The sequence below is a fragment of the Pannonibacter sp. Q-1 genome (assembly GCF_054073275.1).
On sequence record NZ_JBSXNB010000001.1, the window covers coordinates 16,075 to 38,387 of the forward strand.

A 22,313-nucleotide genomic window follows, 5' to 3' on the forward strand; every position below is an offset into this window, starting at 1 on the left:
CTCTGACACTCGACCTTTGACAGGACCACATGGCCCCTCCGCTTCTCATCCTGCGTGACATTCATCTCACTTTCGGCGCCACGCCGCTTCTGACCGGAGCCGAGCTCAGCGTTTCGGAAGGTGACCGGCTGTGCCTCGTCGGGCGCAACGGTTCGGGCAAATCCACCCTGCTGAAGATTGCCGCCGGCATGATTGAGGCCGACAAGGGCGAGATTTTCGTGCAGCCCGGCCGCACCATCCGCTATCTGCCGCAGGAGCCGGATCTGTCGGCTTACGAAACCGTGCTCGACTACGTGACCGCAGGCCTCGCCCCCGGCGATGATCCCTACCGTGCGCCCTATCTGCTGGAAGTCCTTGGCCTCACCGGCAAGGAAGACCCGAAGAGCCTGTCAGGCGGCGAAGCCCGCCGCGCGGCGCTCGCCCGCACGCTGGCACCGGAGCCGGACATCCTTCTCCTCGACGAGCCGACCAATCACCTGGATCTTCCGGCCATCGAGTGGCTCGAAACCGAGCTGAAGAGCCTCAGGTCCGCCATCGTACTCATCTCGCACGACCGGCGTTTCCTCGAAAACCTCTCCCGTGCCACCGTCTGGATCGACCGGGGCACATCGCGGCGGATGGAGCGGGGGTTTGAGCATTTCGAAGCCTGGCGCGACGAGCTTTTCGAGCAGGAAGAACGCGACCAGCAGAAGCTGGCCCAGCAGATCAAGCGGGAAGAGCACTGGATGCGCTACGGCGTCACGGCCCGGCGCAAGCGCAACATGCGCCGCGTGCGTGAACTGGCGGACCTGCGCGACAAGGCCCGCAGCCACCGTGGCCCGCAGGGCACCGCCAAGCTGGCCGCCACCGAAGGGGAAACTTCGGGCAAGCTGGTGATCGAGGCCAAGTCCATTTCCAAGGGCTATGGCGAGCGGACCATCGTCTCGAATTTCTCCAGCCGCATCCAGCGCGGCGACCGCATCGGCCTCATCGGCGCCAATGGCGCGGGCAAGACCACCCTGCTCAAGATGCTCACCGGCGAACTGGAGCCGGACAGCGGCACCGTGCGCCTTGGCACCAACCTGCAGATGGTCACCCTCGACCAGAAGCGCGAGAACCTCAATCCGCTCGACACGCTCGCCACCGTCCTCACCGGCGGGCGCGGCGATACGGTGGTTCTGGGCAGCGAGACGAAGCACGTCATGTCCTACATGAAGGACTTCCTCTTCGCTCCCGAACAGGCCCGCACCCCTGTCGGCGTTCTGTCGGGCGGCGAGCGCGCCCGTGCCATGCTCGCCCGTGCCCTCGCCAGCCCGTCCAACCTGATGGTGCTCGACGAGCCGACCAACGATCTCGACCTTGAGACGCTGGATCTCCTGCAGGAACTGCTCAGCGACTACGAAGGCACCGTGCTCCTCGTCTCGCACGACCGTGACTTCCTCGACCGCGTCGCCACCTCCGTCATCGTCTCGGAAGGCAATGGCAAGTGGCAGGAATATGCCGGCGGTTATTCCGACATGATGGCACAGCGTGGCGATGGCGTGACCGCCCGCAAGGCCGAGAAAGCAGCCAAGGCCGAAAAGGCCCCTGCCCCGGCCGCCACCGAAGCCAAGTCCTCGTCGAAGGTGAAGCTCTCCTTCACCCAGTTGCATCTTCTCAAGACCCTGCCGGAGACCGTCGACAGCCTGACGAAGAAGCTGGAGAAGCTGCAGGCCGAGATGGCCGATCCGAACCTCTACGCCAAGAACCCGGACCGCTTCGCCAAGCTCTCCGCCGAAATCACCCGCCTCACCGGTGAAAGGGATGCGGCCGAAGAGCAGTGGCTGGAACTGGAAATGCTGCGTGAGGAAGCCGAAGGCTGAGAAAACACAAAGGCCGGGCATTGCTGCCCGGCCTTCGCTGTTTGACGTGTTCGCCTGAAGCTTACGCCGCCCGCACCTGCGCGATGAAGCGGGCCACTTCCATCTTCAGCGTATCAGCATCCTTCGCAAGGCCACCGGCCGAGCCCAGGACCTGCGAGGCGGCTGCGCCCGTCTCTTCCGCCGCGCGGCTGACGCCGGTGATGTTGGAGGAGACTTCCACCGTGCCCGCAGAGGCCTGCTGCACGTTGCGGGCGATTTCCGAAGTGGCTGCGTTCTGCTCTTCCACCGCGGCGGCAATCGTCGCGGCGATGCTGTTCAGCTTGGCGATGGTGTCACCGACATTCTGGATTGCATCCACCGAAGCGCTGGTGGCAGACTGAATCTCGGCGATCTGACCGGAGATTTCCTGCGTGGCGCGGGAGGTCTGTTCCGCCAGCGCCTTCACTTCCGAAGCAACCACCGCAAAGCCACGGCCGGCTTCACCGGCACGGGCCGCCTCTATGGTGGCGTTCAGCGCCAGCAGGTTGGTCTGGCCGGCAATCTCCGAGATCATGTTCAGCACGTCGCCGATCTTCTGCGAAGCCGAAGACAGGAAGGCAATCCGCTCGCTGGCGGTCTGGGTATCACCAACCGCCTGCTGGGACATGCTGGACGACTCCTCAGCCCGGCGCCCGATTTCATTGACTGACGCCGCCAGTTGCTCAGTCGCCGAGGCAACCGTCTGCACATTGGCGGCCGCTTCTTCGGAAGCCGCCGACACCGCGGTGGATTGCTGGGCCGTTTCTTCTGCCGAAGCGCTCAGCGTGTTGGCTGCAGCCTGCATTTCCTGCGCGGCGGCCGACACGGTCTCGACGATCCCGCCCACGGCACGCTCGAAGCTGTCAGCCAGCTCGTTCATGATGCGGCGGCGCTCGGCCTCCTGCTGGCCCTTGACAGCCGCCTGCTCGCTTTCAAGCCGTTCCTTCTCGATGCCATTGGCCTGGAACACCTCGACGGCAGCCGCCATTTCACCAATCTCGTCAGAGCGGCCCGATCCGAAGACCTTCATCGTCAGGTTGCCAGCCGCAACGGCCCGCATGCAATCCGTGATCGCAGAGATGGCCCGGGAGATGGACATGCCGAGGAAGACAGCAATCGCCGTCATCACCAGCGTGAAGATGCTTGCCAGCGTCAGCGTCGTGGACAGGGTGCTGTCGATCCCGGCGGAGGCCTTCGGCCCCACTTCATTCTGTACTGCAATCACTTCATTGCTGACGGTTTGATAGGCCGTTGATATGGCCGGACCGATCTTGAAGATCCGCGCTGTCAGGGCCTCCTGCTGGGCCGCAACATTGGTCTCGACGTCCCTGGCCTGCTGCCTGACCTGCTCGAACTCCGCGACAAGCCTGCCCGTCAGCTGAGACAAGCCAGAGCTCTGCTGTGCCGAGGTAACCGTCTTCAGGAGAGGCTCTACATTCGCATAGCGGGTCTGGGCCTGAGCCAGATCCGCCGGATTTGCGGCAAGCCCATACCGCTCCATATACACCCGGGCGAGCAGGAACTCCTGCAAGACCCGCGCAGAGTTAGCCAGCACGACACTGTTGTCTTCGGCAATGGCCTTCTCGACGGTTTCCGTCAGAAGCGCCCGGAGTTCCCCATCCTCTTTCCGCAATCCTTCAAGAGCATTCGTAGCAGCGGTATTGGACGTGCGGAAATCGAGAAAGGCCCGCTCATATGCAACGACATCGCTCTCAAGCGCCTGAAGCTCGGCAAGCTGCGGGGAGCCTGCAAAGAACTGGCTGACCTTGGCCTTGCTGGCCTTGAGATCCGACAGCAGCTTTTCAGCTCGCTGCCCGTCCGTGTCATTGGGAGCAAGAGCATAACGGACCACCGCAAGGCGGGCCTCCGTCAGGATCGTGGCCGATTCAGAAATCACAAGCGACTGCCGGGCCGCTGCCCGGTAGTCATCGAAATAATTGGAGGCGGTCTGCAGGCCACTATAGCCGAGCCAGGAGACCGCAAGGAGTGCAGCGACAGATAGACCGAAGCCGCCGAAGAGTTTGGAGCGCACAGTGAGATTTAGCATTAGAACCCCCGGTTAACAGGCCTCTACAGATTGCGCCAAAACAATATAAACATGGTTAACACCACGATTTAAATCTAAAAATACATGACAATCATACTTTCAGTAGCAGAATTAAGACAAAAAATGCAAAATTAAGCGAATTTTACTCCAATATACGAGCAATAATAATAGACATATTTAAAAAATACATAGAACAAACTCTACGGAATGCAAATCACACATATTCATCTCGGAAAGGTTGTCCCAACTCGAACCGGATCAACTCCTCCGGTATGCATCGATAAAAATCTAACGGAAAACTTGATCTTTTCGGCCTCGCACCCTAGACAGCACAGGAATTAAATCGGCCCCGTCGGATTTATTGATTTTTTTCTTTTGACGAAGGAAAGTTATCCTAGGTTACCGTGAACCGTATTCACGTGGCGAGCCCGCCGAAACCTGACGTATATTTATAGTTAATTTTAACTAGTGTAAAAACTCCCTTCCGCTCCGCACGTTGCAGATGACACAACGCCCGGAACGGCCGGGGTGTTAAACAGCCAGCCACCTCGGAAGCCTGCCGCGCCAGGCATCTCCTGCCCACTGCCCCGGCGTTGGCACGCAGCCAACGGCAAAAGGCCGGACATTGCTGCCCGGCCTTTGCTGTGTCTGATATCAGCGCCTTGGTATTACGCGGCGCGCACCTGTGCGATGAAGCGGGCGACCTCTACCTTGAGGGTTTCCGCGTCCCTGGCAAGTCCGCCTGCGGAGCCCAGGACCTCTGAAGCGGCTGCCCCCGTCTCTTCGGCAGCACGGCTGACGCCGGTGATGTTGGAGGAGACTTCCACCGTGCCCGCAGAGGCCTGCTGCACGTTGCGGGCGATCTCAAGCGCGGCCGCATTCTGCTCTTCCACCGCAGCGGCGATGGTTGCGGCAATGCCGTTCAGCCGCGCGATCGTGTCCCCGACATTCTGGATCGCGTCAACGGACGCGTTGGTCGCCGCCTGGATCTCGGCAATCTGGCCGGAGATTTCCTGCGTGGCGCGGGACGTCTGCTCGGCAAGAGCCTTCACTTCCGTTGCCACGACCGCAAAGCCCTTGCCGGCCTCACCAGCGCGCGCCGCCTCAATGGTGGCGTTCAGCGCCAGCAGGTTCGTCTGGCCTGCGATGTCCGAAATCATGCTCAGCACGTCGCCGATCTTCTGTGAGGCCGAAGACAGGAAGGCGATGCGCTCGCTGGCGGTCTGGGTGTCCCCGACGGCCCTGTGCGACATGGTCGAGGATTCCTCTGCCTGGCGGCCGATCTCGCGCACAGAGGCTGCCAGCTGCTCGGTGGCCGCTGCAACCGTCTGCACATTGACTGCAGCCTCTTCCGATGCGGCGGAAACCGCCGTCGACTGATGCGACGTCTGCTCGGCCGAGGCACTCAGCGTGTTCGCCGCAGCCTGCATTTCCCGCGATGCGGAAGACACCGTCTCGACAATGCCGCCCACGGCCCGTTCGAAGCTGTCGGCCAGGTCGTTCATCAGCTTGCGGCGCTCGGCCTCCTGCTGCTCCTTGACAGCGGCCTGCTCGCGCTCCAGCCGCTCTTTCTCGATGCCATTGGCCTGGAAAACCTGAACAGCCGCAGCCATCTCGCCGATTTCGTCGGAACGCCCCGCCCCGAACACCTTCATGGACAGGTCGCCTGCCGCAATGGCCCGCATGCAGTCCGTGATGGCGTTGATGGCACGGGAAATGGATGTGCCCAGGAACAGGGCAATGGCCGCCATCACCAGCGTGAAGAGGCTTGCCAGCGTCAGCGTCGTCGAACTCGTGTTTTCAATGCCGGCTTCGGCCACCGGCCCCATTTCGTTCTGCGCATCGATCAGTTTGTCGACGGCCGCCTGATATCCGGACATGATCAGCGGCCCCAGCGTCTCGAGCTTGTTTTCGCGAATGTCAGCGGCCTTGGAAATGGCGATTTCCAGATAGGAAGCTTCGCTGATCACATCTTCCATCTGCGCGGGCAGCGGCGCCACAAGCCGGTTCAGCTCCGGCGACTTCTGTGCAAACTGCAGCCGCTGAAGCAGCGTAGTCGCTTCATCGTAATAGTCCATGGCCTCAGAGAGGTCGTCCGCGTTTCCGCTGCTCGCGTAACGCTCGACATAGATCCGCGCCAGCAGAAATTCCTGCATCGCCGGGGCCACGGTTTCAAGAACGAGGTAATTCTGCTCCTCAATGGCCTTGTGCATCACACCGGCCATATTCTCGCGGAAGGCGTCGCCCCCTTCTTTCACCTGGGTCAGGCTGAGAGCGACTTCCTCATTCACCGCACGCAACTCATCAAAGGCGGCCTGATAGGCGTCAACCTGCTGGATCAGTTCCCGAAGTTCGGCCAGCAGGGGAGATCCGGCGAAAACCTCCTCGATCTGCGATGCGCCCGAACTGATCTTTCCGATCAGGTCGTTCACCTGGGCCGCGCTGTCCGCGGTTTCCTCCAGCTGATACCGCAAGATGGCGAGCCTGGCTTCCATCAGCGCGGCCTGCGCCTCATAACCAGTCAGGCTCTGCCTCGCCGTTTCGCGGAATTGGCTGAAATAGGTGGCAGCAGTCTGCAAACCACTGTAGCCGATGTACGATACGACAAGCAGAGCGGCAACAGATGCGCCAAATCCGCCAAAAAGCTTCGCACGAACGGTCGAGATAAACATGACAGCTCCTGTTCTGGATTGCGCAACAATACGTCGTGAAATCTCTAGGTGAAGTTAACAAGCCTGTTCAACAATGCGCTGCAAAACGGCCAGCTCAAACACGGGAAAGTTAGAGGCCACGATGATCATCGGCTTTATTATTGCAGGAGGCGCCGGATCCCGGATGAAAGGTGGTCACAAGCCATCAATTCCACTTACGGAACTTCCACTGATCTCGCATGTGGCGGCAAGGCTTCAGAAACAAGTCGAGACTGTTATAATTATCAATAACGATCCCGGCTATTTGCCTGAAACTCTGAAGCTACCGGTCGCCCGTGATTTTCAGCCGGGGCGCGGCGGGCCATTGGTCGGTATTATTACGGCAATGCTTTACGCAAGGGAAAACTATCCAGAGTGCAATCATTTGGTGAGTGTTCCTTGTGATGGCCCTTTCTTCCCTGAAACACTGGTTGAGCGGCTGACCGCAGCCAGCGGCCCCGGCACCCCGGGCATAGCGGTGTCTGATGGCCGCAGGCATCCGCTGTTCGCCTGCTGGCCCGTTTCGCTGCTGCCGCAGTTGCAGGACTGGGTTGCCGTCGGCAACGCCCGCGTGGGCCAGTTCCTGAGCGAATGCGGTGCTATCGAGGTGGATTTTCCGCTCGATGAGGATGGCACAGACCCCTTTTTCAACATCAACACGCCGGAAGATCTCGCCGAAGCCCAGCGGATCCTTGCCGCGCGGGAGGGAGCGGGCCTCAGCTACACCTGACCTCTTGACGCATGATCCTGATGCGGCTTGCACGCAGGCGCAAAGCAGGGAATGTTCGGGACGGCCGCACACGGGCGGCAGAAGGACAGCGGGAAAAGCGGATGCGGGGTGAGGATTGTTTCGGCGCGGATGACAAGCGCCTGCTCCATGACGAGGCGCAGGACCTGCTCGCACGCCTGCCTCTGCCTGCGCCCGGCCATGAAACCATCAGCCTCGGCGAAGGGCGCGGCCGCATTCTGGCAGCGCCCGTCACGGCCCCGCGCAACGTGCCGCAGCACGACACCTCCGCCGTGGATGGCTACGCCTTCCGCCATCAGGACTTCGACCCCTGCGGCGGCTTCTTCCGGCTGGAAACGCGCATTCCTGCAGGCCACCCGGCCGTGCAGGCGCAGGCCCCATGGGCCGCCGCCCGTATCTTCACCGGCGGCGTGATGCCGGAAGGTGCCGACACGGTGGCCATGCAGGAAGACTGCCGCCTTGAGACCAACGGCGGCCAGAGTGTTGTTGTCATTCCGACAGGTCTGCCCAAGGGCGCCAACCGGCGGCTGGCGGGGGAAGACCTTGCGGCAGGCACGCAAATCCTTGTGCAAGGCCACCGGCTGCGGGCCCAGGACCTTGCCGCCATCGCCTCGACAGGCACCGCCCAGGTCCCCGTGTTCAACCGCATCCGTGCCGGTGTGATCTCGACCGGCGATGAACTCGTCCGTCCCGGCACTCCCCTTGGCGCGGGCGGGCTCTATGATGCCAATCATTTCCTGCTGACATCGCTGCTGGAAAGCTGCCCGGCAGACATCACCGATCTCGGCATCTGCCCGGACCGGCGCGATGCCCTGCAGCTTGCCCTGTCTGAGGCATCGGGCCGCTGCGACGTCATCCTCACCAGCGGCGGGGCCAGCCACGGAGAGGAAGATCACCTTCTGGCCGTGCTGGAGCGCATTGGTGAAGCACAGGTCTTCGACCTTGCCATCAAGCCGGGCCGCAGGCTGATCACGGGCCGGGCCGGAGACTGCCTGATCATCGGCCTGCCCGGCAACCCCGTGGCGGCGATGGTCTCCTTCCTGCTCTATGCCCGCCCCCTGCTGCTGCGCCGTGCCGGAATGGCGGCCGCCCCAGTCCAAGGTTTTCAGGTGCAGGCCGCCTTCGACCTGCCCCGGCGCAAGACCGGGCGGCGGGAGTTCAGCCGCGGGCGGCTTGTCACACATCCCGATGGCTCCGTGCATGCAGAGCTTTATCCCCGCTCCGGCTCCGGGCTGATTTCGAGCCTCAGAGAGGCGGATGGCCTCATCGAAATTCCGGAAGAAACGGCGGCCATCCACAGGGGCGATGCGGTGTGTTTTCTTCCTTTCAGCAGCTTTCTGGCATGATGTCGCGCCCTGCAGCCTCAGCCGGACGCTGCGTCACGGGGTGAATACCGGCAAAAATGTCAGTGCACATCTTCTGTGCCAGCATGTTTTTTCATCTGGGCGAGCGGTTTCTGCCGGGATATGTTCATACAATGGGCGCCGGGTCTGCCGCTTGCTGAAGTGCTGCGGACCGGTGCCTGGATGAATGAAAGAACAAGCAACCTGAGGCACAGCAGCCGCCTGCGGCCTGCTGCCGCGACACAAGGCGCGAGGGGTAAGTTACATGGGTATCAAGACGATTGCCGCAGCTGCAATCCTGTCCGTCGCCGCATTCGGTGCAGCCGAGGCGAAGGACTGGAGCAAGATCCGCATGGGCACGGAGGGCGCCTATCCTCCGTTCAACGTGCTGGGCTCCGATGGTCAGCTGACGGGCTTCGACATCGACATTGCCAAGGCGCTTTGCGAGGAAATGAAGGTCGAGTGTGAATTCATCACCTCTGACTGGAACGGCATCATCCCGGCGCTGCAGGCAGGCAAGTTCGACACCATCATTGCCTCCATGTCGATCACCGAAGAGCGCAAGCAGCAGGTCGACTTCACCAACAAGTACTACAACACCCCCCCGGCGATTGCCGTGCCGAAGGACAGCCCGCTGACGGAAGCTACCGATGCGGCCCTCGCTGGCAAGGCCATCGGTGCGCAGAGCTCCACCACCCACTCCAACTATGCGGAAGAGAAGCTTCCTTCGACCGATCTGAAGCTCTATCCGACGTCCGACGAGTACAAGCTCGACCTCGTCAACGGCCGCATCGACGGCGTGATTGACGACGTTGTCGTGCTCTCGGAATGGGTGAAGAGCGAAGACGGCGCCTGCTGCAAGATCCTCGGCACCCTGAAGCCGGACCCGGTGATCAACGGCGAAGGCGCCGGCATTGCCATCCGCAAGGAAGACCAGGAGCTCAAGGAAAAGCTGAACGCTGCCATTGCCGCCATCCGCGCGAACGGCAAGTACAAGGAAATCAACGACAAGTACTTCGAGTTCGACGTTTACGGCGATTGATGAGGCACGGGCGGGCAGGCGATCCCCTGCCCGCACCGCTTCAGACAGGTGGCCGGAACGCCGGATGCAGGTACAGGCTGGAAAGCGCGGGCAGGATTGGCCGGCGCTGCCGGTCCATCCCCTGACAGCATGGCATGTCCGGCAAAGCCAGGATCAGGGGCATGTGCCCCTGAGGCGCAGGGTCCGGGCAGCTGATGGACAAATATCTGGAACTTCTTGCATTCGGCCCCACAGGATGGGGTGATGAACTTCTCGGCGGCCTGTTCATCACGGTCAGCCTTGCATTGTCCACCCTGCCCTTCGGGCTGGTGCTGGGCTTCATCATTGCCCTGGGCAAGAAATCGCCCGAGCCGTCCCTGCAGCTTGCCAGCACGATCTACACCACGATTTTCCGCGGTCTGCCGGAGCTGCTGACGCTGTTCCTCGTCTATTTCGGCTTCCAGATCGCCATCAAAACCCTGTCCGAGCGCATGGGTTATGGCATCTCCATCGAGGTGAACAGCTTCCTCGCCGGCATGATCGCGCTGGCGCTGGTGTTCTCTGCCTATTCCAGCGAAGTGTTCCACTCCGCCTTCCTCGGCATCCCGCAGGGCCAGTATGAGGGCGGCAAGGCGCTTGGCCTCAGCCGTTTCCAGACCTTCCGCCTCGTGGTCATGCCGCAACTGATCCGCCTTGCCCTGCCGGGCCTGACCAATCTCTGGCTGATCCTTCTCAAGGAAACATCGCTCGTGTCGGCTGTCGGTCTTGTCGATGTGATGCGCCAGACCGGCATTGCCGCCCGCAACACCAAGGAAGCCTTCTTCTTCTACAGTCTCGCCTGCCTCATCTATCTGATGCTGGCGATTCTGTCCTCCCTGGTCCTGCGCCGCACCGAAGGCTGGGCCAAGCGCGCGGAGATGGCCCGATGAGCCAGACCGCCGCCCCCGCCATCAGCCGCCCGCCCCTGCCCGCCCGGCGCCCCTGGACGGCCGCACGCATCACCGGCCATGTGCTCATGGCCTTCTGGATCGTCAGCGGCATTGGTCTCGCCCTTTACCTCGGCCAGAACCTCTTCAGCACCTTCGCCAGCCAGTATCTGCCGAAATATGTCACCGGCGCGGTGGTGACGCTGAAGCTGACGATCTACTCCTTCCTCATTGGCGCCGCGCTTTCCGTGCCGCTGGCTCTGGCCTGTTCCGCAAAGAACTCAGCCGTCCGGTCACTCGGCAATGCCTATGTCTATTTCTTCCGCGGCACCCCGCTGCTGGCGCAGGTTTTCCTGATCTATTACGGCCTTGGCTCCTTCCGCAGCGCCCTGGACACGGTCGGCCTATGGTGGTTCTTCCGTGACGCTTGGAACTGCGTGCTCCTGACCTTCGCGCTCAACACCGCCGCCTATCAGGCCGAGATCCTGCGCGGCGCCGTCCAGTCCATGCCGAAGGGCCAGTGGGAGGGCGCCTTCTCGCTCGGGCTTTCCCGTGGCGTGACCTTCTTCAAGGTCATCCTGCCGCAAGCGCTGATCGTGGCCCTGCGTCCCTATGGCAACGAGATCATCCTGCTGCTCAAGGGTTCCGCAATTTCCTCCATCGTCACCATCTACGACATCATGGGCGAGGCAAACCGGGCGTTTTCGCGCAGTTTCGACTTTCAGGCCTATATCTGGGCGGCAGTTGCCTATCTCATCGCGGTGGAACTCATTCGCCGCGCCTGGGACCTGATGGAGCGGCGCCTGACCCGCCATCTGCGCCGCAACGCCTGACGTCATGCCAAGGCATTGAGAGGCTGACGCACCACGCCTTGATATCGCTCAGCACCGCACGCGCTTGACCAGCTCTCAATGAAGCAAGCGCATTGAGAGCTGGTATTATCCGTTGCACCCGGCGCGCGGCTGTGCGAGCAAAACGCAACAGTCCGCTTACCGGGAGTTCTGGCATGGCAAAAGTTGCATTCATTGGTCTGGGCGTCATGGGCTATCCCATGGCCGGTTACCTTGCCTCGCGCGGCGGCCACAAGGTCACCGTCTATAACCGCACCGCAGCCAAGGCAGACAAGTGGGTGGCTGACCACGGCGGCAAATCCGCCGCCACCCCGCGTCAGGCCGCCGAAGGCTGCGACTTCGTTCTCGCCTGCGTCGGCAATGACGACGACCTGCGCGCCGTCACCACCGGCCCGGACGGCGCCTTCCACGGCATGAAGAAGGGCGCCATCTTCATCGACCACACCACCGCCTCCGCAGAAGTCGCGCGCGAACTCCATGCCGCCGCCAGGGCAGCCGGCTGCGGCTTCGTCGATGCCCCCGTTTCCGGCGGTCAGGCGGGCGCGGAGAAGGGCATTCTCACCGTCATGTGCGGTGGTGAGGAGGCAGACTTCAACGCCGCCAAGCCCGTCATCGAGTGCTTTGCCAAGTTCGTGGGCCTGATGGGCGCGCCGGGTGCCGGCCAGCTCACCAAGATGGTCAACCAGATCTGCATCGCCGGTCTGGTGCAGGGCCTTGCCGAAGCCATCCACTTCGCCAAGAAGGCGGACCTCGACGTTCCGGCCGTCATCGCCGCCATCCGGGGCGGTGCGGCCCAGTCCTGGCAGATGGAAAACCGCTGGGAGACCATGCTGAACGGCAAGTTCGACTTCGGCTTTGCCGTGGACTGGATGCGCAAGGATCTCGGCATAGTGCTCGACACCGCACGTGAGACCGGCGCCCGCCTGCCGGTCACCGCGCTGGTGGATCAGTTCTACGGCGAAGTGCAGGACATGGGCGGCAACCGCTGGGACACCTCCAGCCTCATCGCCCGGCTGGAAAAATCCGGCAAGGCCTGAGACTTTTTCAAATACCCGCTTCACTCCACTCTGGGGCCGCCGCCTTTCACCCCGCCGGCCCCAGAACCAGCCGCACGCCTTGAAGCGCTCCGGCCAGCACCAGAAACAGCCCGCAGAGCCGCGCTGAGTACCAGGCCTTTTCCAGAAGCTCATCGCGCATCGCCGTGGCGATAAGCGGCAGGGCAACCGCCTTGGCCGGGCGGTCTTCGGGGGCCAGCAGCATCCACACTTCGGTATCCTCGACCCGCCGCCGGTGATGATAGGTCAGGCCATACCACGCCATCACCAGCCCGGTGATGCCGCAGCCCAGCGCTCCGAAGGTGAAGCAATAGGGTGGATGCGAGGCCGTGCCCATCATCACCATCAGGATGGCGAGACCGCAAAAGCCCCAGGCCCGCGTCACGGAAATACGGGCAAGCTTGGTAATCCGCTCCATCAGCCCCGTCCCCTCTGAACCAGATCCTGATGCTGCCAGATACGCCGCGCCTTGCAAGCCGGTTCACGCGGCGCGCCCGCTGAAATCACTGTGAACGCGGCAGCGAAATTGCTGCGGCCGGTTCAGCCATGCGGTAAGGTTGGAATTCGGTTCCCGCCCTTGCTTCCTTTCCGGAAAAACCCTACCTCCCCGCCATGACACAGACACTTCCCCCCCGCGCCGAAGCGCGCCCCCTCACCCTCGAAGCTCACGGCATCACCCGCCAGGACGAATACGCCTGGCTGAGGGCCGAAAACTGGCAGGACGTGATGCGTGATCCGTCCGTGCTGGCACCGGATATCCGCGCCTATCTGGAGGCGGAAAACGCCTATCTGGAAACGGTCATGGCCCCGACGAAAGAGCTTCAGGACAAGCTCTTTGCCGAGATGAAGGGCCGGATCAAGGAAGACGACAGTTCCGTGCCGATGCCGGACGGCCCGTTCGAATATGGCGTCAGCTACGTCACCGGCGGCCAGCATCCGCGCCTTGTCCGCTCGCCTCTTGGTGGCGGCGCGCAGGAGATCCTCGTCGATGGCGACAAGGAAGCCGAAGGCAAGGCCTATTTCCGCATGGCCGGTGCCATGCACTCGCCCGCCCATGACCGGCTGGCCTGGGCCTTTGATGACAAGGGCTCGGAGTTCTTCACCCTGCTCATCCGCAACCTCAGCACCGGCAAGGACCTGCCCACCCGGATCGAGGACACCGCTGGCGGCGGCGTCTTTTCCGCCTGCGGACGCTATCTCTTCTACGTGCGCCTTGATGCCAACCACCGCCCGTCGAAGCTCTTCCGCCACGAGATCGGCACTGATCCATCCGCTGATGTGCTGGTTTTTGAGGAAGAAGACGCCGGCTTCTTCATGGGCGTTGGCAAGACGCAGTCGGACAGCCACATCCTGATCGACATCCACGACCACGAAACCTCGGAAGTCCACGTCATCCCGGCAGACCAGCCGCTCGCCGCCCCGCGCCTGATCGCGGCGCGCGATACAGGCATCGAATATTCGGTCGAGGAAAACGGCGGCACCTTCTACATCCTCACCAATGCGGATGATGCCGAGGACTTCAAGATCGTCACCGCTCCGGTGGAGACGCCCGGCCGGGAGAACTGGCGTGACTTCATCCCGCATGAGGCTGGCCGGCTGATCCTCTCGCACACGCTCTACAAGGATTTCATGGTGCGGCTGGAGCGGGCCGAGGGCCTGCCGCGCATCATCATCCACCGGCTGGCGGACCACCTCGAACACCCGATTGCCTTTGCCGAGGAAGCCTATTCGCTGGGTCTTGCCGATGGTTACGAGTTCGACACGAACATCATCCGCTTCACCTATTCGTCCATGACCACGCCCGCGCGGGTCTATGACTATGACGTGGAAACGCGCCAGCGCACCTTGCGCAAGGAGCAGGAAGTGCCCTCCGGCCACAATCCGGATGACTACATCACCCGCCGCCTGATGGCGCCTGCCCCGGATGGGGAGCTGGTGCCGGTGTCGATCCTCTACCGCAAGGACACGCCGCTGGACGGCTCCGCGCCCTGCCTGCTCTATGGCTATGGCTCCTACGGCATCTCCATCCCGGCCAGCTTCAGCACCACCAGCCTGTCGCTGGTGGACCGGGGCTTCATCTATGCCATCGCCCATATCCGCGGCGGCAAGGACAAGGGCTACGCCTGGTACAAAAAGGGCCGCCGCGAGTTCAAGACCAGCACCTTCACCGATTTCATCGCCGCAGCGGTGCATCTTGTGAAGGAAGGCTTCACCGCCCATGACCGCATCGTCGCGCAGGGTGGCTCTGCCGGCGGCATGCTGATGGGCGCGGTCGCCAACATGGCGCCGGAGAAGTTCGGCGGCATCATCGCCGAGGTGCCCTTCGTCGATGTGCTGAACACCATGCTCGACGACACCCTGCCCCTCACCCCGCCGGAATGGCCGGAGTGGGGCAACCCCATTGCTTCGAAAGAGGCCTATGACCTGATCGCGTCCTACTCGCCCTATGACAACGTGGCGGCGAAGGACTATCCGGCCATCCTCGCCGTCGGCGGCCTGACGGATCCGCGCGTTACGTATTGGGAACCGGCCAAGTGGGTTGCGCGCCTGCGCGAGCGCAAGACCGGCGACAGTCTGCTGATGCTGAAGACCAACATGGACGCAGGCCACGGCGGCGCATCCGGCCGCTTCGACCGCCTCAAGGAAGTCGCCCTCGTCCAGTCCTTCGCCCTGATGCTGACCGGCAAGGCCTGAAGAAACATCCGCACCGCCCCGGTCAACCACCGGGGCGGTGCCGATTGCCCCTGAAACCTTTCGTCCTCAAACGTGTTTCAGGTCGAAATTACCGGCCGTGCCGGGCATAGTGCGGGCTCTGCTGGCCCCGCGTGATCCCCTCCATGCTCTTCATTCCCTTCCCCATTGCCGCAGCCATGGTGCTGCTGATGCTCTTCGCCGGATCGCTGCGCCGGTCCGGGGGTGAAGGCCGCAACATTCCGTTCCTCGCCCTGATCCTTCTGGCGGCCGTGCAATCTGTCCTGATTGGCCTGCGCTGGGGCTATGGCATCACGGCCATCATGCATGTCCTGCCTGTCACCGCCGCTCTGGTTCCGCCACTGGCTTATTGCGGCGTCGCCCGGCTGGTGCGCCGGAGCACGCTGTCCCACTTCCAGCGCCTTGTCCTGCACAGCGCCCCGGCGGTGCTTGTGGCACTGATGCTCGCCGTTCTGCCCATGGCTATCGATGTCACGCTGGTCGCCATCTTTCTCGGCTATGCGGCCGCGATCCTGCGGCTCATGCGCCAGGGCACGGATGCCCTGCGGCTTGCCGCCTTCGAGGATGCGTCCCGCGCCCACAAGGCCATTCTCTTTGCCGCTGCCGGACTGATCCTGTCCGCGCTGGTAGATATCTACCTTGCCCTGGATTTCGTCTGGCTTGATGGCCGGCATGCGCTTGGCGTCATCACCGGCGGCAACATCGGCGTGCTCATCATTCTCGCCATCGCAGCTTCTGCCGCCAGCCGCACGCCGGTTGAATCCTCCACAGCAGACAGGGGCCTTCCGGATGAAGCCCCGGCTCCAGAAGCAGCAGAACCAGCCGCAGACACCGCCGCAGCCGACCGTGAGGTGATGGCAAACATCGAAGCCCTGATGCAGGCCCGCACGCTTTACCGGGACGCCAATCTCACGCTGGACCGGCTGGCCCGGCGCGCCGGCATTCCCGCCCGGCAGATCTCCGGCGCGATCAACCGCACCACCAGCAAGAACGTCTCGCAATATGTCAACGAGTTCCGCATCGCAGAGGCCTGCCAGCTTCTCCAAAGCACGGACAAGCCGGTGACGGCCATCATGTTCGAGGCCGGTTTCCAGACAAAGTCCAACTTCAACCGTGAATTCCGCCGCGTGACCGGCCTGAGCCCGGTGGAGTGGCGCCAGCAAAAGACTGGCTCGGCCTGAAACTCTCCTTGCAGGTCCTCGATCACGATCTGCACCCTCCCGGATCATGATCAAGGTCGAGCCTATGACCTGACGGCGCCAGTCTGGGCTCATGACAACCCTGACAGACCAGAACCGCCAGCTCGCCGGGACGCTGCGGTCTCTCTCCCTCCCCGGTCCCGCGCCCGGCACGGAACAGCCGCAGCGCAAGCCGCGTCTTTCCCCCACATGGCTTCTGCTGACCGGCCTCGGCAGCGCCGCCCTTGCCATTGGGGCAACCGAGCTCACCGGCACGGCCTCAATCCCTGCCGCAACCGCAGTTGCGCAGCAGCAGGCGGCCATACCGCCGCCTCTCCCACCGGCTCCCCTGTCGCGGGAGATCACCGGCTCGGGCCATGTCATTGCCCTGCAATCCGTCCCTGTCTTTGCCCGCTACGAGGGGCGGATCGAAAGCGTCAACGTCACGCTCGGGTCTGAAGTCCGGGCCGGGGATGTGCTGGCCGTGCTCGCCGACCCCGCCGCCCGTCTTGCACAGGATCAGGCACACGCACGGCTGCGAACCGCGGAGCTGACGCTGACGGCACGCCAGATTACCCTCTCCCAGGCGAACGCCGATCTTCGCCGCGCCGAAGCACTCGCCGCCCGCGGCAGCCTGTCCCAAAGCGCGCTGGAAAACGCCGCCACCGCCGCCCGGACAGCCGCCAGCAGCGTTGATCTGGCCAGTGCGGCCATTGAGGAAGCCCGGATTTCCGCCGCCATCGCTGCCGAACGGGTAGAGGCCCTGACCATCCGCGCGCCTTTTGCCGGAACGGTCACGCAGCTCAATGCCCGCCCCGGCGCCATGATCCTCGACCGATCCGACAGCATCCGCGAGGCAGAGAGCCTGCTCACCCTCACCCGCATGGACAGCCTCGTCATCGAGGCGGATGTGGCCGAGCGCAGCATCGCCGGTCTCACACCCGGCCTTGAGGCTGAGGCAGAACTTGATGCCGCCCCCGGCGCGCCCTTCCCCGTGCGAATGACACTGGCCGCGCCCGAGGCGAGCCCGGCCAAGGGCACCTTCAGCCTGCGTTTCACCCCGCTCGACCCACCGGTGCCCCTGCGCCCCGGCATGGCCGCACGCATCCGCATCAGCCTTCCCTCCACCACACAGACAGCCGGAGCAACGCCCCGATGACACAACCCGCACCACAGGAAGACGCCGCTTTCATAAGCCTTCAGGGCCTTGAAAAATCCTACCCCGCTGGCGGCAGCAGACTGCCAGTGTTCTCCGGCCTGAACCTCACCTTTCCGAAAGGGGATTTTGCCGCGATCATGGGGCCCTCGGGCTCCGGCAAATCCACCTTGCTCAACCTTCTGGCCGGCATAGATCATCCCGGCCGGGGTGAAATCCGCATTGGCCGGGCCCGGCTGGACCAGATGGGTGAGGCCGCCCGCACCAGCTGGCGCGCGCATCATCTCGGCATCGTCTTCCAGTTCTACAATCTGCTGCCCATGCTGACGGTGGCGGAGAATGTGGAGCTGCCCTTGCTGCTGAAACCGCTCTCTGCCCGCATGCGGCGCGAGCGGGTGATGATGGTGCTGGAGCTCGTGGGCCTGTCCGGCCACGCCCGCCACCGGCCCTCCCAGCTTTCCGGCGGCCAGCAGCAGCGCACCGGCATTGCCCGTGCCATCGTCTCCGATCCGGAGCTGATCCTCTGCGATGAACCGACCGGCGACCTCGACCGCAAATCCGCCGATGACATTCTGGCCATGCTGCGCGTGCTGAATGCGGAACTGGGCAAGACCATCCTCATGGTCACCCACGATCCTCTGGCCGCCGCCAGCGCAAGGCGCATCCTGCATCTCGACAAGGGCAGCCTCCTTGAAGAGCGGAGGGCCGCGTGATGACCTGGCTCCGCCTTGCCCGCAAGAACGCCGCCCGCACGCCGCTGCGCCTTGCCCTGCTCGTCTTCAGCGTGGCCATCGCCTTCCTGATCCACGGCCTCACCGCCAGCTTTCTGGCCGGCTCGCAAGGCAGTTCGGCGGCCAGTGATGACCTCCTTGGTGTCATGTCCGCCGCCGGTCCCGCCCAGCCGCTGCCGCTCTCATATCTGCCCCGTCTGGAAGCAGAGCCCGGCGTTGCCGCCGTGTCCCATGTGGCCCGGTTGCGCGGCTTTCTGGACCGGGAAACCAATGTCATCGCGGTCGCGGCAGTGGATCCTGCTCGTGCTGCCGCCGTCAACGGCCCGGAGCTGGGGCTGACGCCTGCCCTCACCGCCAGCCTCAGCGAGAGCCGCGATACCCTTCTGGCAGGCCGCGCTCTGGCGCAGGCGCAAGGCTGGGCCGTGGGGGACAGCGTTGCCGTCGCCGCCTTCACCATGGCGCAGAAGGATGGCAGCCGGATCTGGCGCTTCCGCATCGCGGGCATCTTCGACGGCGCGTCGGCCAGCACCGACACCTATTTTGCGATTGCCCGGTACGATTACATCAACGCCCTGCGCGCCAGTGACTCAGACACAGCTGATGTCTTCGCCATCCGCCCCGAACCGGACACCAGCGCCAGCGCGCTGGCCGCCGCGATTGATGCACAGTTCGCCAACTCGCCTGCGCCAACCCGAACCCAATCGGAAAAGCAGTTTCTGGAAGCCTTCCTGCGCCAGTTTGCCGATGTGAAGCTGATTACCGGCCTCGTCACCTCCGCTGCCTTCATCACCCTGTTGATGATCATCACCAACACCATGGTCTTTGCCGTGCGGGAAAGGCGCTTTGAGACCGGCGTGTTGAAGGCCCTTGGAGTTCCGCCCTCGCGCATCGCCCTGCTGATCCTCGGCGAGACAGGCTTCATCTTTGCCCTTGGCGGCGCCATTGGCCTCAGCCTCACCGGCCTTGCCGCCATGTTCGGCCCACCCGTTCTGGGGCTGGCGCTCACCGGTGCCGTCATCGGCGAAGCCTTGCTGCTCATGGCAGGCCTTGCCCTTCTCACCGGCCTTCTTCCCGCATGGAGCGCCATGCGCATTCCCGTCATTGCCGCCTTCCGCACGAGGTAACCCATGTCCGCCGCAGCTTCCCTCTTCCGCCAGATGCATGCCCTCTTGCGCAGCAGCCTTCTCAGCCTGCCGCGCCGGGCAGCGCTCGCCCTCTCCATGGTGCTCTCCGCTGCTCTTGCCGTCAGCGTTCTTGCAGGCTTTCTTGCCATGGCCGCCGGTTTCGAGAAAACGCTCAAGGGCACCGGCTCACCGCTTACCGCCGTGGTTCTCGGCGGCACGCAGGTGCAGGAGACCGGCTCCAGCATATCCGCCGATGCCATCCGTACGCTGCTCGCGTCGCGGGATGATTTCGGCATCAGCAGGACGCCATCCGGCACACCGCTTGTCTCCCGCGAACTGATCATGCCCGCCAGCCTGACACGGCCGGACGGGCAGGAAGCCACCCTTGCCCTGCGCGGCATGGATGCTGAAGGCCTTCCAGCCCGGCCGGATGTGAGGCTGACCGCAGGGCGGATGTTCTCGTCCAGCGCGCGGGAACTGGTGGCGGGCGAAAGTCTCGCCCGCAGCATGTCCGGTCTTGCACCGGGCAGCAAGATCAGGCTTTCCGGCATGGAATGGACCGTCACCGGACTGTTCAGCGCAGGCGGCAGTGCCTTTGAATCGGAACTCTGGACCAGCCTTGAAGCCGTGCAGGCCGCCTTCAACCGCCCGGGAGACGTCCAGAGCCTGCGGCTTCTGCTGACTGAACCGGACGGCCTCGCACCCTTGCAGGAGAAACTCTCGTCTCTGCCCGGACCAGCACTCACAGCTCTCACCGAAGCACAGCTCTATTCCGGCCAGTCGGCCCGCACGGCAGATCTCATCCGCCTGTTTGGCTGGCCAGTTGCCGGGCTGATGGCGCTGGGGGCGGCGGCGGGCGTGCTCAACACCATGTTCAGCGCCGTCTCCAGCCGCTCCGGCGAAATGGCCACGCTGCGGGCCCTCGGCTTTGCCCGTCTGCCCGCCTTCCTCGCAGTCTGGATCGAGGCCATCTGCCTTGCGGGGCTCGGCACCGCCATCGGCGTCTTCGGCTCATGGCTTGCCTTCAACGGCTGGCAGGCCAGCACGTCCGCTGGCAGCAACACCCGCCTTGCCTTTGAACTTTCCGTCGATAGCCATGTGATGCTCACCTGCGGCCTTCTCGGCCTCGCCCTCGGCCTTGCAGGCGGCGCCCTCCCGGCGCTGGCCGCAGCCCGCCTCCCCCTGCACAAGGCGCTGCGGCAGATCAATTGAACAGGATCGTCAGAAACAGCACAAATGTCGCAGAAGCTTCTTCCCATTTGCGTTTACGCTTCCCATAACCTTCCATAAGGCTGAGCTGAGCCCGGCAGGTGCCCGCCCTGGCTGCATCATCGCAGCGGCCGGCAGATTGCCTCATGTTTGGAGAAGTCATGAAAATGTTGAACAGATCCACGCTCGCCGCACTGGTCCTCGTGATCGGGCAATCGGCTGCCATGGCGCAGGGCAGTTTTCTGGAGCATCTTCTGCTGTCCCCGACCCGCACCCCGGGGGACGTCCCGGAGACCTATGGCACGGCTTATGACTGCCGTCCGCTGAAAGCCGCCAATCAGACGGCAGGCGTCTGGCGCGGCCTGATCGGTGGTCAGGTCTGGCCGGATACAGGCCAGACGCGCCCGGTCAGCCGCGAAGGCTGTTTCAGAACCGAACAGGAATGCCAAGCCTTCCTCAACGTGATGAGCGGCTATATCGACTTCGTCTATTCGCGGGAATGCAAGCGGCTGTAAAGACATCCTCTAGACGCAAGAAAGCCGGAGCATGGGGCTGCTCCGGCTTCCGGTCTGCGGGATCAATGCAGGGGGTCAGTTTGCCCTGCAGGTCTTGATCCCGAACAGCGTATAGGCAGGGCACCAGCCAACCAGTGCGACAACGACCGGAATGACGCCGAACCAGCCAATCCACTTCCAGCTGATGTCAGCCGGGCCGAAAAGCGCGAAACCAATCAGTGCAATCCCGACCAGGAAGCGGATGGCCCGGTCGAGGGTTCCCATGTTCACAGTCATATCCCGTCCCCTTGGCTCAAGGCTTGTCCGGACTGTCCGGACGGTGAGACGACCCTAGCGCCAGTGGGACACCCCGTCTGTGACATGGTCACAAACAAAGCCCGGCAACGTAGTTGCACGTAGTGCCTCAACTGGTCAGCCGGTATCCGCGATCCGGCGCAGCGCTGCGGGGTTGAGCAACTGCACTTCACCACGCCCCTGCGCAATATGACCGGCCTCGGCCCAGCGCCCCAGCAGCCGGGCGATTACCTCGCGGGCACTGCCGGTTTCTGCCGCAAGGGCAGCCTGTGTCAGGTGAATGGCTGCCCCGTCTCCGGCCAGCTCCAGCAGCAGCCGCGCCAGCCGCGCGTCCAGCCGGTGAAACATGGTGTCTTCCATCTTCCGCAGAATGCTGGCAAGGCGGAGGCTGAAGCCCTGAAAGATGCGCCTGCGGAACATGGGCTCGCTGTCGAGCAGCCGCGCCACCACCCCGGCCGGGATCATGAAGGCCTGGCAGGCCGTTTCGGTGATGCCCGACGCGGCATAAGGCTCTTCACCCAGCAGGCAGGATGTGGTCAGCACACAGCTCTCACCCGGCGCAACGCGGTACAGGAGGATTTCCCGGCCTGTATCGGATGTCATCAGCACGCGGATGCTGCCGGAGGTGAGCACCAGCCAGCCCGGACAGGCCTGTCCGGGCGCAAAGACTTCGGTTCCAGCCGGAATGGCCATCTGCCGCAGGGCCTGTTCAACAGTCCGGCGCCCGGCCTCGGAGAGCTCCGAAAGCCCCATCAGGCGCAGCGCCTCCTCAAAACTGCGGCCCGCAATCTGTCCGCTCATGCCCCTGCTCCACCCGGTATGACTGCAACCACTCTAGCGGCAGTGGACGGGGA

The 22,313-nt window shown here is 63.4% G+C and carries 19 protein-coding genes; 14 read left to right on the forward strand and 5 right to left on the reverse strand.

Annotated elements, in window-relative coordinates; genetic code table 11:
• Positions 1–29 precede the first annotated feature (29 nt).
• Entirely contained in the window at positions 30–1,841 is a 1,812-nt protein-coding gene (locus ACVNHC_RS00090) for an ABC-F family ATP-binding cassette domain-containing protein (protein WP_457166111.1), read from the forward strand.
• 61 nt (positions 1,842–1,902) lie between these two features.
• On the opposite strand, the gene ACVNHC_RS00095 is transcribed toward ACVNHC_RS00090, so the two are convergent.
• Both ACVNHC_RS00095 and ACVNHC_RS00100 read right to left on the reverse strand, forming a co-directional pair.
• The gene (locus tag ACVNHC_RS00095; RefSeq protein WP_457166112.1) at positions 1,903–3,906 is read right to left on the reverse strand and encodes a methyl-accepting chemotaxis protein; all 2,004 of its coding nucleotides are present in this window, start codon (positions 3,904–3,906) and stop codon (positions 1,903–1,905) included.
• Positions 3,907–4,574: 668 nt separating this feature from the next.
• Complete coding sequence (locus ACVNHC_RS00100) at positions 4,575–6,578, reverse strand: HAMP domain-containing methyl-accepting chemotaxis protein (RefSeq protein WP_457166113.1); 2,004 nt, start codon at positions 6,576–6,578, stop codon at positions 4,575–4,577.
• A 121-nt stretch (positions 6,579–6,699) separates the two neighbouring features.
• Here ACVNHC_RS00100 and mobA point away from each other — a divergent pair, with 121 nt between their 5' ends.
• The 6 genes from mobA (at position 6,700) to ACVNHC_RS00130 (ending at position 12,522) form a co-directional block, all read left to right on the forward strand.
• Positions 6,700–7,326, forward strand: a complete 627-nt coding sequence (mobA, locus tag ACVNHC_RS00105) for a molybdenum cofactor guanylyltransferase MobA (RefSeq protein ID WP_457166114.1) — start codon at positions 6,700–6,702, stop codon at positions 7,324–7,326.
• 101 nt (positions 7,327–7,427) lie between these two features.
• The gene (locus ACVNHC_RS00110) at positions 7,428–8,690 is read left to right on the forward strand and encodes a molybdopterin molybdotransferase MoeA (protein WP_457166115.1); all 1,263 of its coding nucleotides are present in this window, start codon (positions 7,428–7,430) and stop codon (positions 8,688–8,690) included.
• A gap of 262 nt (positions 8,691–8,952) precedes the next feature.
• A complete protein-coding gene (locus ACVNHC_RS00115; RefSeq protein ID WP_050471080.1) occupies positions 8,953–9,729 on the forward strand; it encodes an ABC transporter substrate-binding protein in 777 nt (258 codons plus the stop codon).
• Between the two features lie 194 nt (positions 9,730–9,923).
• Entirely contained in the window at positions 9,924–10,637 is a 714-nt protein-coding gene (locus ACVNHC_RS00120) for an ABC transporter permease (protein WP_050471079.1), read from the forward strand.
• Positions 10,634–11,467, forward strand: coding sequence for an ABC transporter permease (locus tag ACVNHC_RS00125; RefSeq protein ID WP_457166116.1), 834 nt, complete (start codon positions 10,634–10,636; stop codon positions 11,465–11,467). Before ACVNHC_RS00120 ends, ACVNHC_RS00125 begins: the two co-directional genes overlap by 4 nt.
• 173 nt (positions 11,468–11,640) lie before the next feature.
• Positions 11,641–12,522 (forward strand): NAD(P)-dependent oxidoreductase, encoded by an 882-nt coding sequence (locus tag ACVNHC_RS00130; protein ID WP_122519629.1) that lies wholly within the window; start codon positions 11,641–11,643, stop codon positions 12,520–12,522.
• Between the two features lie 46 nt (positions 12,523–12,568).
• On the opposite strand, the gene ACVNHC_RS00135 is transcribed toward ACVNHC_RS00130, so the two are convergent.
• Entirely contained in the window at positions 12,569–12,958 is a 390-nt protein-coding gene (locus tag ACVNHC_RS00135) for a hypothetical protein (RefSeq protein WP_050471076.1), read from the reverse strand.
• Positions 12,959–13,152: 194 nt separating this feature from the next.
• On the opposite strand from ACVNHC_RS00135, the gene ACVNHC_RS00140 reads away from it, so the two are divergent.
• From ACVNHC_RS00140 to ACVNHC_RS00170, 7 genes are all read left to right on the forward strand, one after another.
• Positions 13,153–15,234, forward strand: a complete 2,082-nt coding sequence (locus tag ACVNHC_RS00140) for a S9 family peptidase (protein WP_457166117.1) — start codon at positions 13,153–13,155, stop codon at positions 15,232–15,234.
• Positions 15,235–15,377: 143 nt separating this feature from the next.
• Positions 15,378–16,433 carry a helix-turn-helix domain-containing protein gene (locus ACVNHC_RS00145; RefSeq protein ID WP_457166118.1) on the forward strand — a complete coding sequence of 352 codons (1,056 nt, stop codon included), beginning with the start codon at positions 15,378–15,380 and terminating at the stop codon, positions 16,431–16,433.
• Positions 16,434–16,524: 91 nt separating this feature from the next.
• Positions 16,525–17,589, forward strand: a complete 1,065-nt coding sequence (locus tag ACVNHC_RS00150; RefSeq protein WP_457166119.1) for an efflux RND transporter periplasmic adaptor subunit — start codon at positions 16,525–16,527, stop codon at positions 17,587–17,589.
• A complete protein-coding gene (locus ACVNHC_RS00155) occupies positions 17,586–18,299 on the forward strand; it encodes an ABC transporter ATP-binding protein (RefSeq protein WP_457166120.1) in 714 nt (237 codons plus the stop codon). Before ACVNHC_RS00150 ends, ACVNHC_RS00155 begins: the two co-directional genes overlap by 4 nt.
• Positions 18,299–19,441: an ABC transporter permease gene (locus ACVNHC_RS00160; RefSeq protein WP_457166483.1), complete on the forward strand. Its 1,143-nt coding sequence runs from the start codon at positions 18,299–18,301 to the stop codon at positions 19,439–19,441. Before ACVNHC_RS00155 ends, ACVNHC_RS00160 begins: the two co-directional genes overlap by 1 nt.
• A gap of 3 nt (positions 19,442–19,444) precedes the next feature.
• Entirely contained in the window at positions 19,445–20,653 is a 1,209-nt protein-coding gene (locus tag ACVNHC_RS00165; protein WP_457166121.1) for an ABC transporter permease, read from the forward strand.
• A 164-nt stretch (positions 20,654–20,817) separates the two neighbouring features.
• On the forward strand, positions 20,818–21,165 hold the full coding sequence (locus tag ACVNHC_RS00170; RefSeq protein ID WP_157757193.1) for a hypothetical protein: 348 nt from the start codon (positions 20,818–20,820) through the stop codon (positions 21,163–21,165).
• Between the two features lie 75 nt (positions 21,166–21,240).
• Here ACVNHC_RS00170 and ACVNHC_RS00175 read toward each other — a convergent pair whose 3' ends face one another.
• Positions 21,241–21,441, reverse strand: coding sequence for a YgaP family membrane protein (locus ACVNHC_RS00175; protein ID WP_050471068.1), 201 nt, complete (start codon positions 21,439–21,441; stop codon positions 21,241–21,243).
• A gap of 135 nt (positions 21,442–21,576) precedes the next feature.
• Entirely contained in the window at positions 21,577–22,260 is a 684-nt protein-coding gene (locus ACVNHC_RS00180) for a Crp/Fnr family transcriptional regulator (protein WP_058900395.1), read from the reverse strand.
• Positions 22,261–22,313: the final 53 nt, after the last annotated feature.

Excerpts from the sequence above, each read along its gene's own strand:
- ACVNHC_RS00090 (WP_457166111.1), top strand. The coding sequence starts at position 30 with ATGGCCCCTCCGCTTCTCATCCTGCGTGACATTCATCTCACTTTCGGC.
- ACVNHC_RS00095 (WP_457166112.1), bottom strand. The coding sequence starts at position 3,906 with ATGCTAAATCTCACTGTGCGCTCCAAACTCTTCGGCGGCTTCGGTCTA.
- ACVNHC_RS00100 (WP_457166113.1), bottom strand. The coding sequence starts at position 6,578 with ATGTTTATCTCGACCGTTCGTGCGAAGCTTTTTGGCGGATTTGGCGCA.
- mobA (WP_457166114.1), top strand. The coding sequence starts at position 6,700 with ATGATCATCGGCTTTATTATTGCAGGAGGCGCCGGATCCCGGATGAAA.
- ACVNHC_RS00110 (WP_457166115.1), top strand. The coding sequence starts at position 7,428 with ATGCGGGGTGAGGATTGTTTCGGCGCGGATGACAAGCGCCTGCTCCAT.
- ACVNHC_RS00115 (WP_050471080.1), top strand. The coding sequence starts at position 8,953 with ATGGGTATCAAGACGATTGCCGCAGCTGCAATCCTGTCCGTCGCCGCA.
- ACVNHC_RS00120 (WP_050471079.1), top strand. The coding sequence starts at position 9,924 with ATGGACAAATATCTGGAACTTCTTGCATTCGGCCCCACAGGATGGGGT.
- ACVNHC_RS00125 (WP_457166116.1), top strand. The coding sequence starts at position 10,634 with ATGAGCCAGACCGCCGCCCCCGCCATCAGCCGCCCGCCCCTGCCCGCC.
- ACVNHC_RS00130 (WP_122519629.1), top strand. The coding sequence starts at position 11,641 with ATGGCAAAAGTTGCATTCATTGGTCTGGGCGTCATGGGCTATCCCATG.
- ACVNHC_RS00135 (WP_050471076.1), bottom strand. The coding sequence starts at position 12,958 with ATGGAGCGGATTACCAAGCTTGCCCGTATTTCCGTGACGCGGGCCTGG.
- ACVNHC_RS00140 (WP_457166117.1), top strand. The coding sequence starts at position 13,153 with ATGACACAGACACTTCCCCCCCGCGCCGAAGCGCGCCCCCTCACCCTC.
- ACVNHC_RS00145 (WP_457166118.1), top strand. The coding sequence starts at position 15,378 with ATGCTCTTCATTCCCTTCCCCATTGCCGCAGCCATGGTGCTGCTGATG.
- ACVNHC_RS00150 (WP_457166119.1), top strand. The coding sequence starts at position 16,525 with ATGACAACCCTGACAGACCAGAACCGCCAGCTCGCCGGGACGCTGCGG.
- ACVNHC_RS00155 (WP_457166120.1), top strand. The coding sequence starts at position 17,586 with ATGACACAACCCGCACCACAGGAAGACGCCGCTTTCATAAGCCTTCAG.
- ACVNHC_RS00160 (WP_457166483.1), top strand. The coding sequence starts at position 18,299 with ATGACCTGGCTCCGCCTTGCCCGCAAGAACGCCGCCCGCACGCCGCTG.
- ACVNHC_RS00165 (WP_457166121.1), top strand. The coding sequence starts at position 19,445 with ATGTCCGCCGCAGCTTCCCTCTTCCGCCAGATGCATGCCCTCTTGCGC.
- ACVNHC_RS00170 (WP_157757193.1), top strand. The coding sequence starts at position 20,818 with ATGTTGAACAGATCCACGCTCGCCGCACTGGTCCTCGTGATCGGGCAA.
- ACVNHC_RS00175 (WP_050471068.1), bottom strand. The coding sequence starts at position 21,441 with ATGACTGTGAACATGGGAACCCTCGACCGGGCCATCCGCTTCCTGGTC.
- ACVNHC_RS00180 (WP_058900395.1), bottom strand. The coding sequence starts at position 22,260 with ATGAGCGGACAGATTGCGGGCCGCAGTTTTGAGGAGGCGCTGCGCCTG.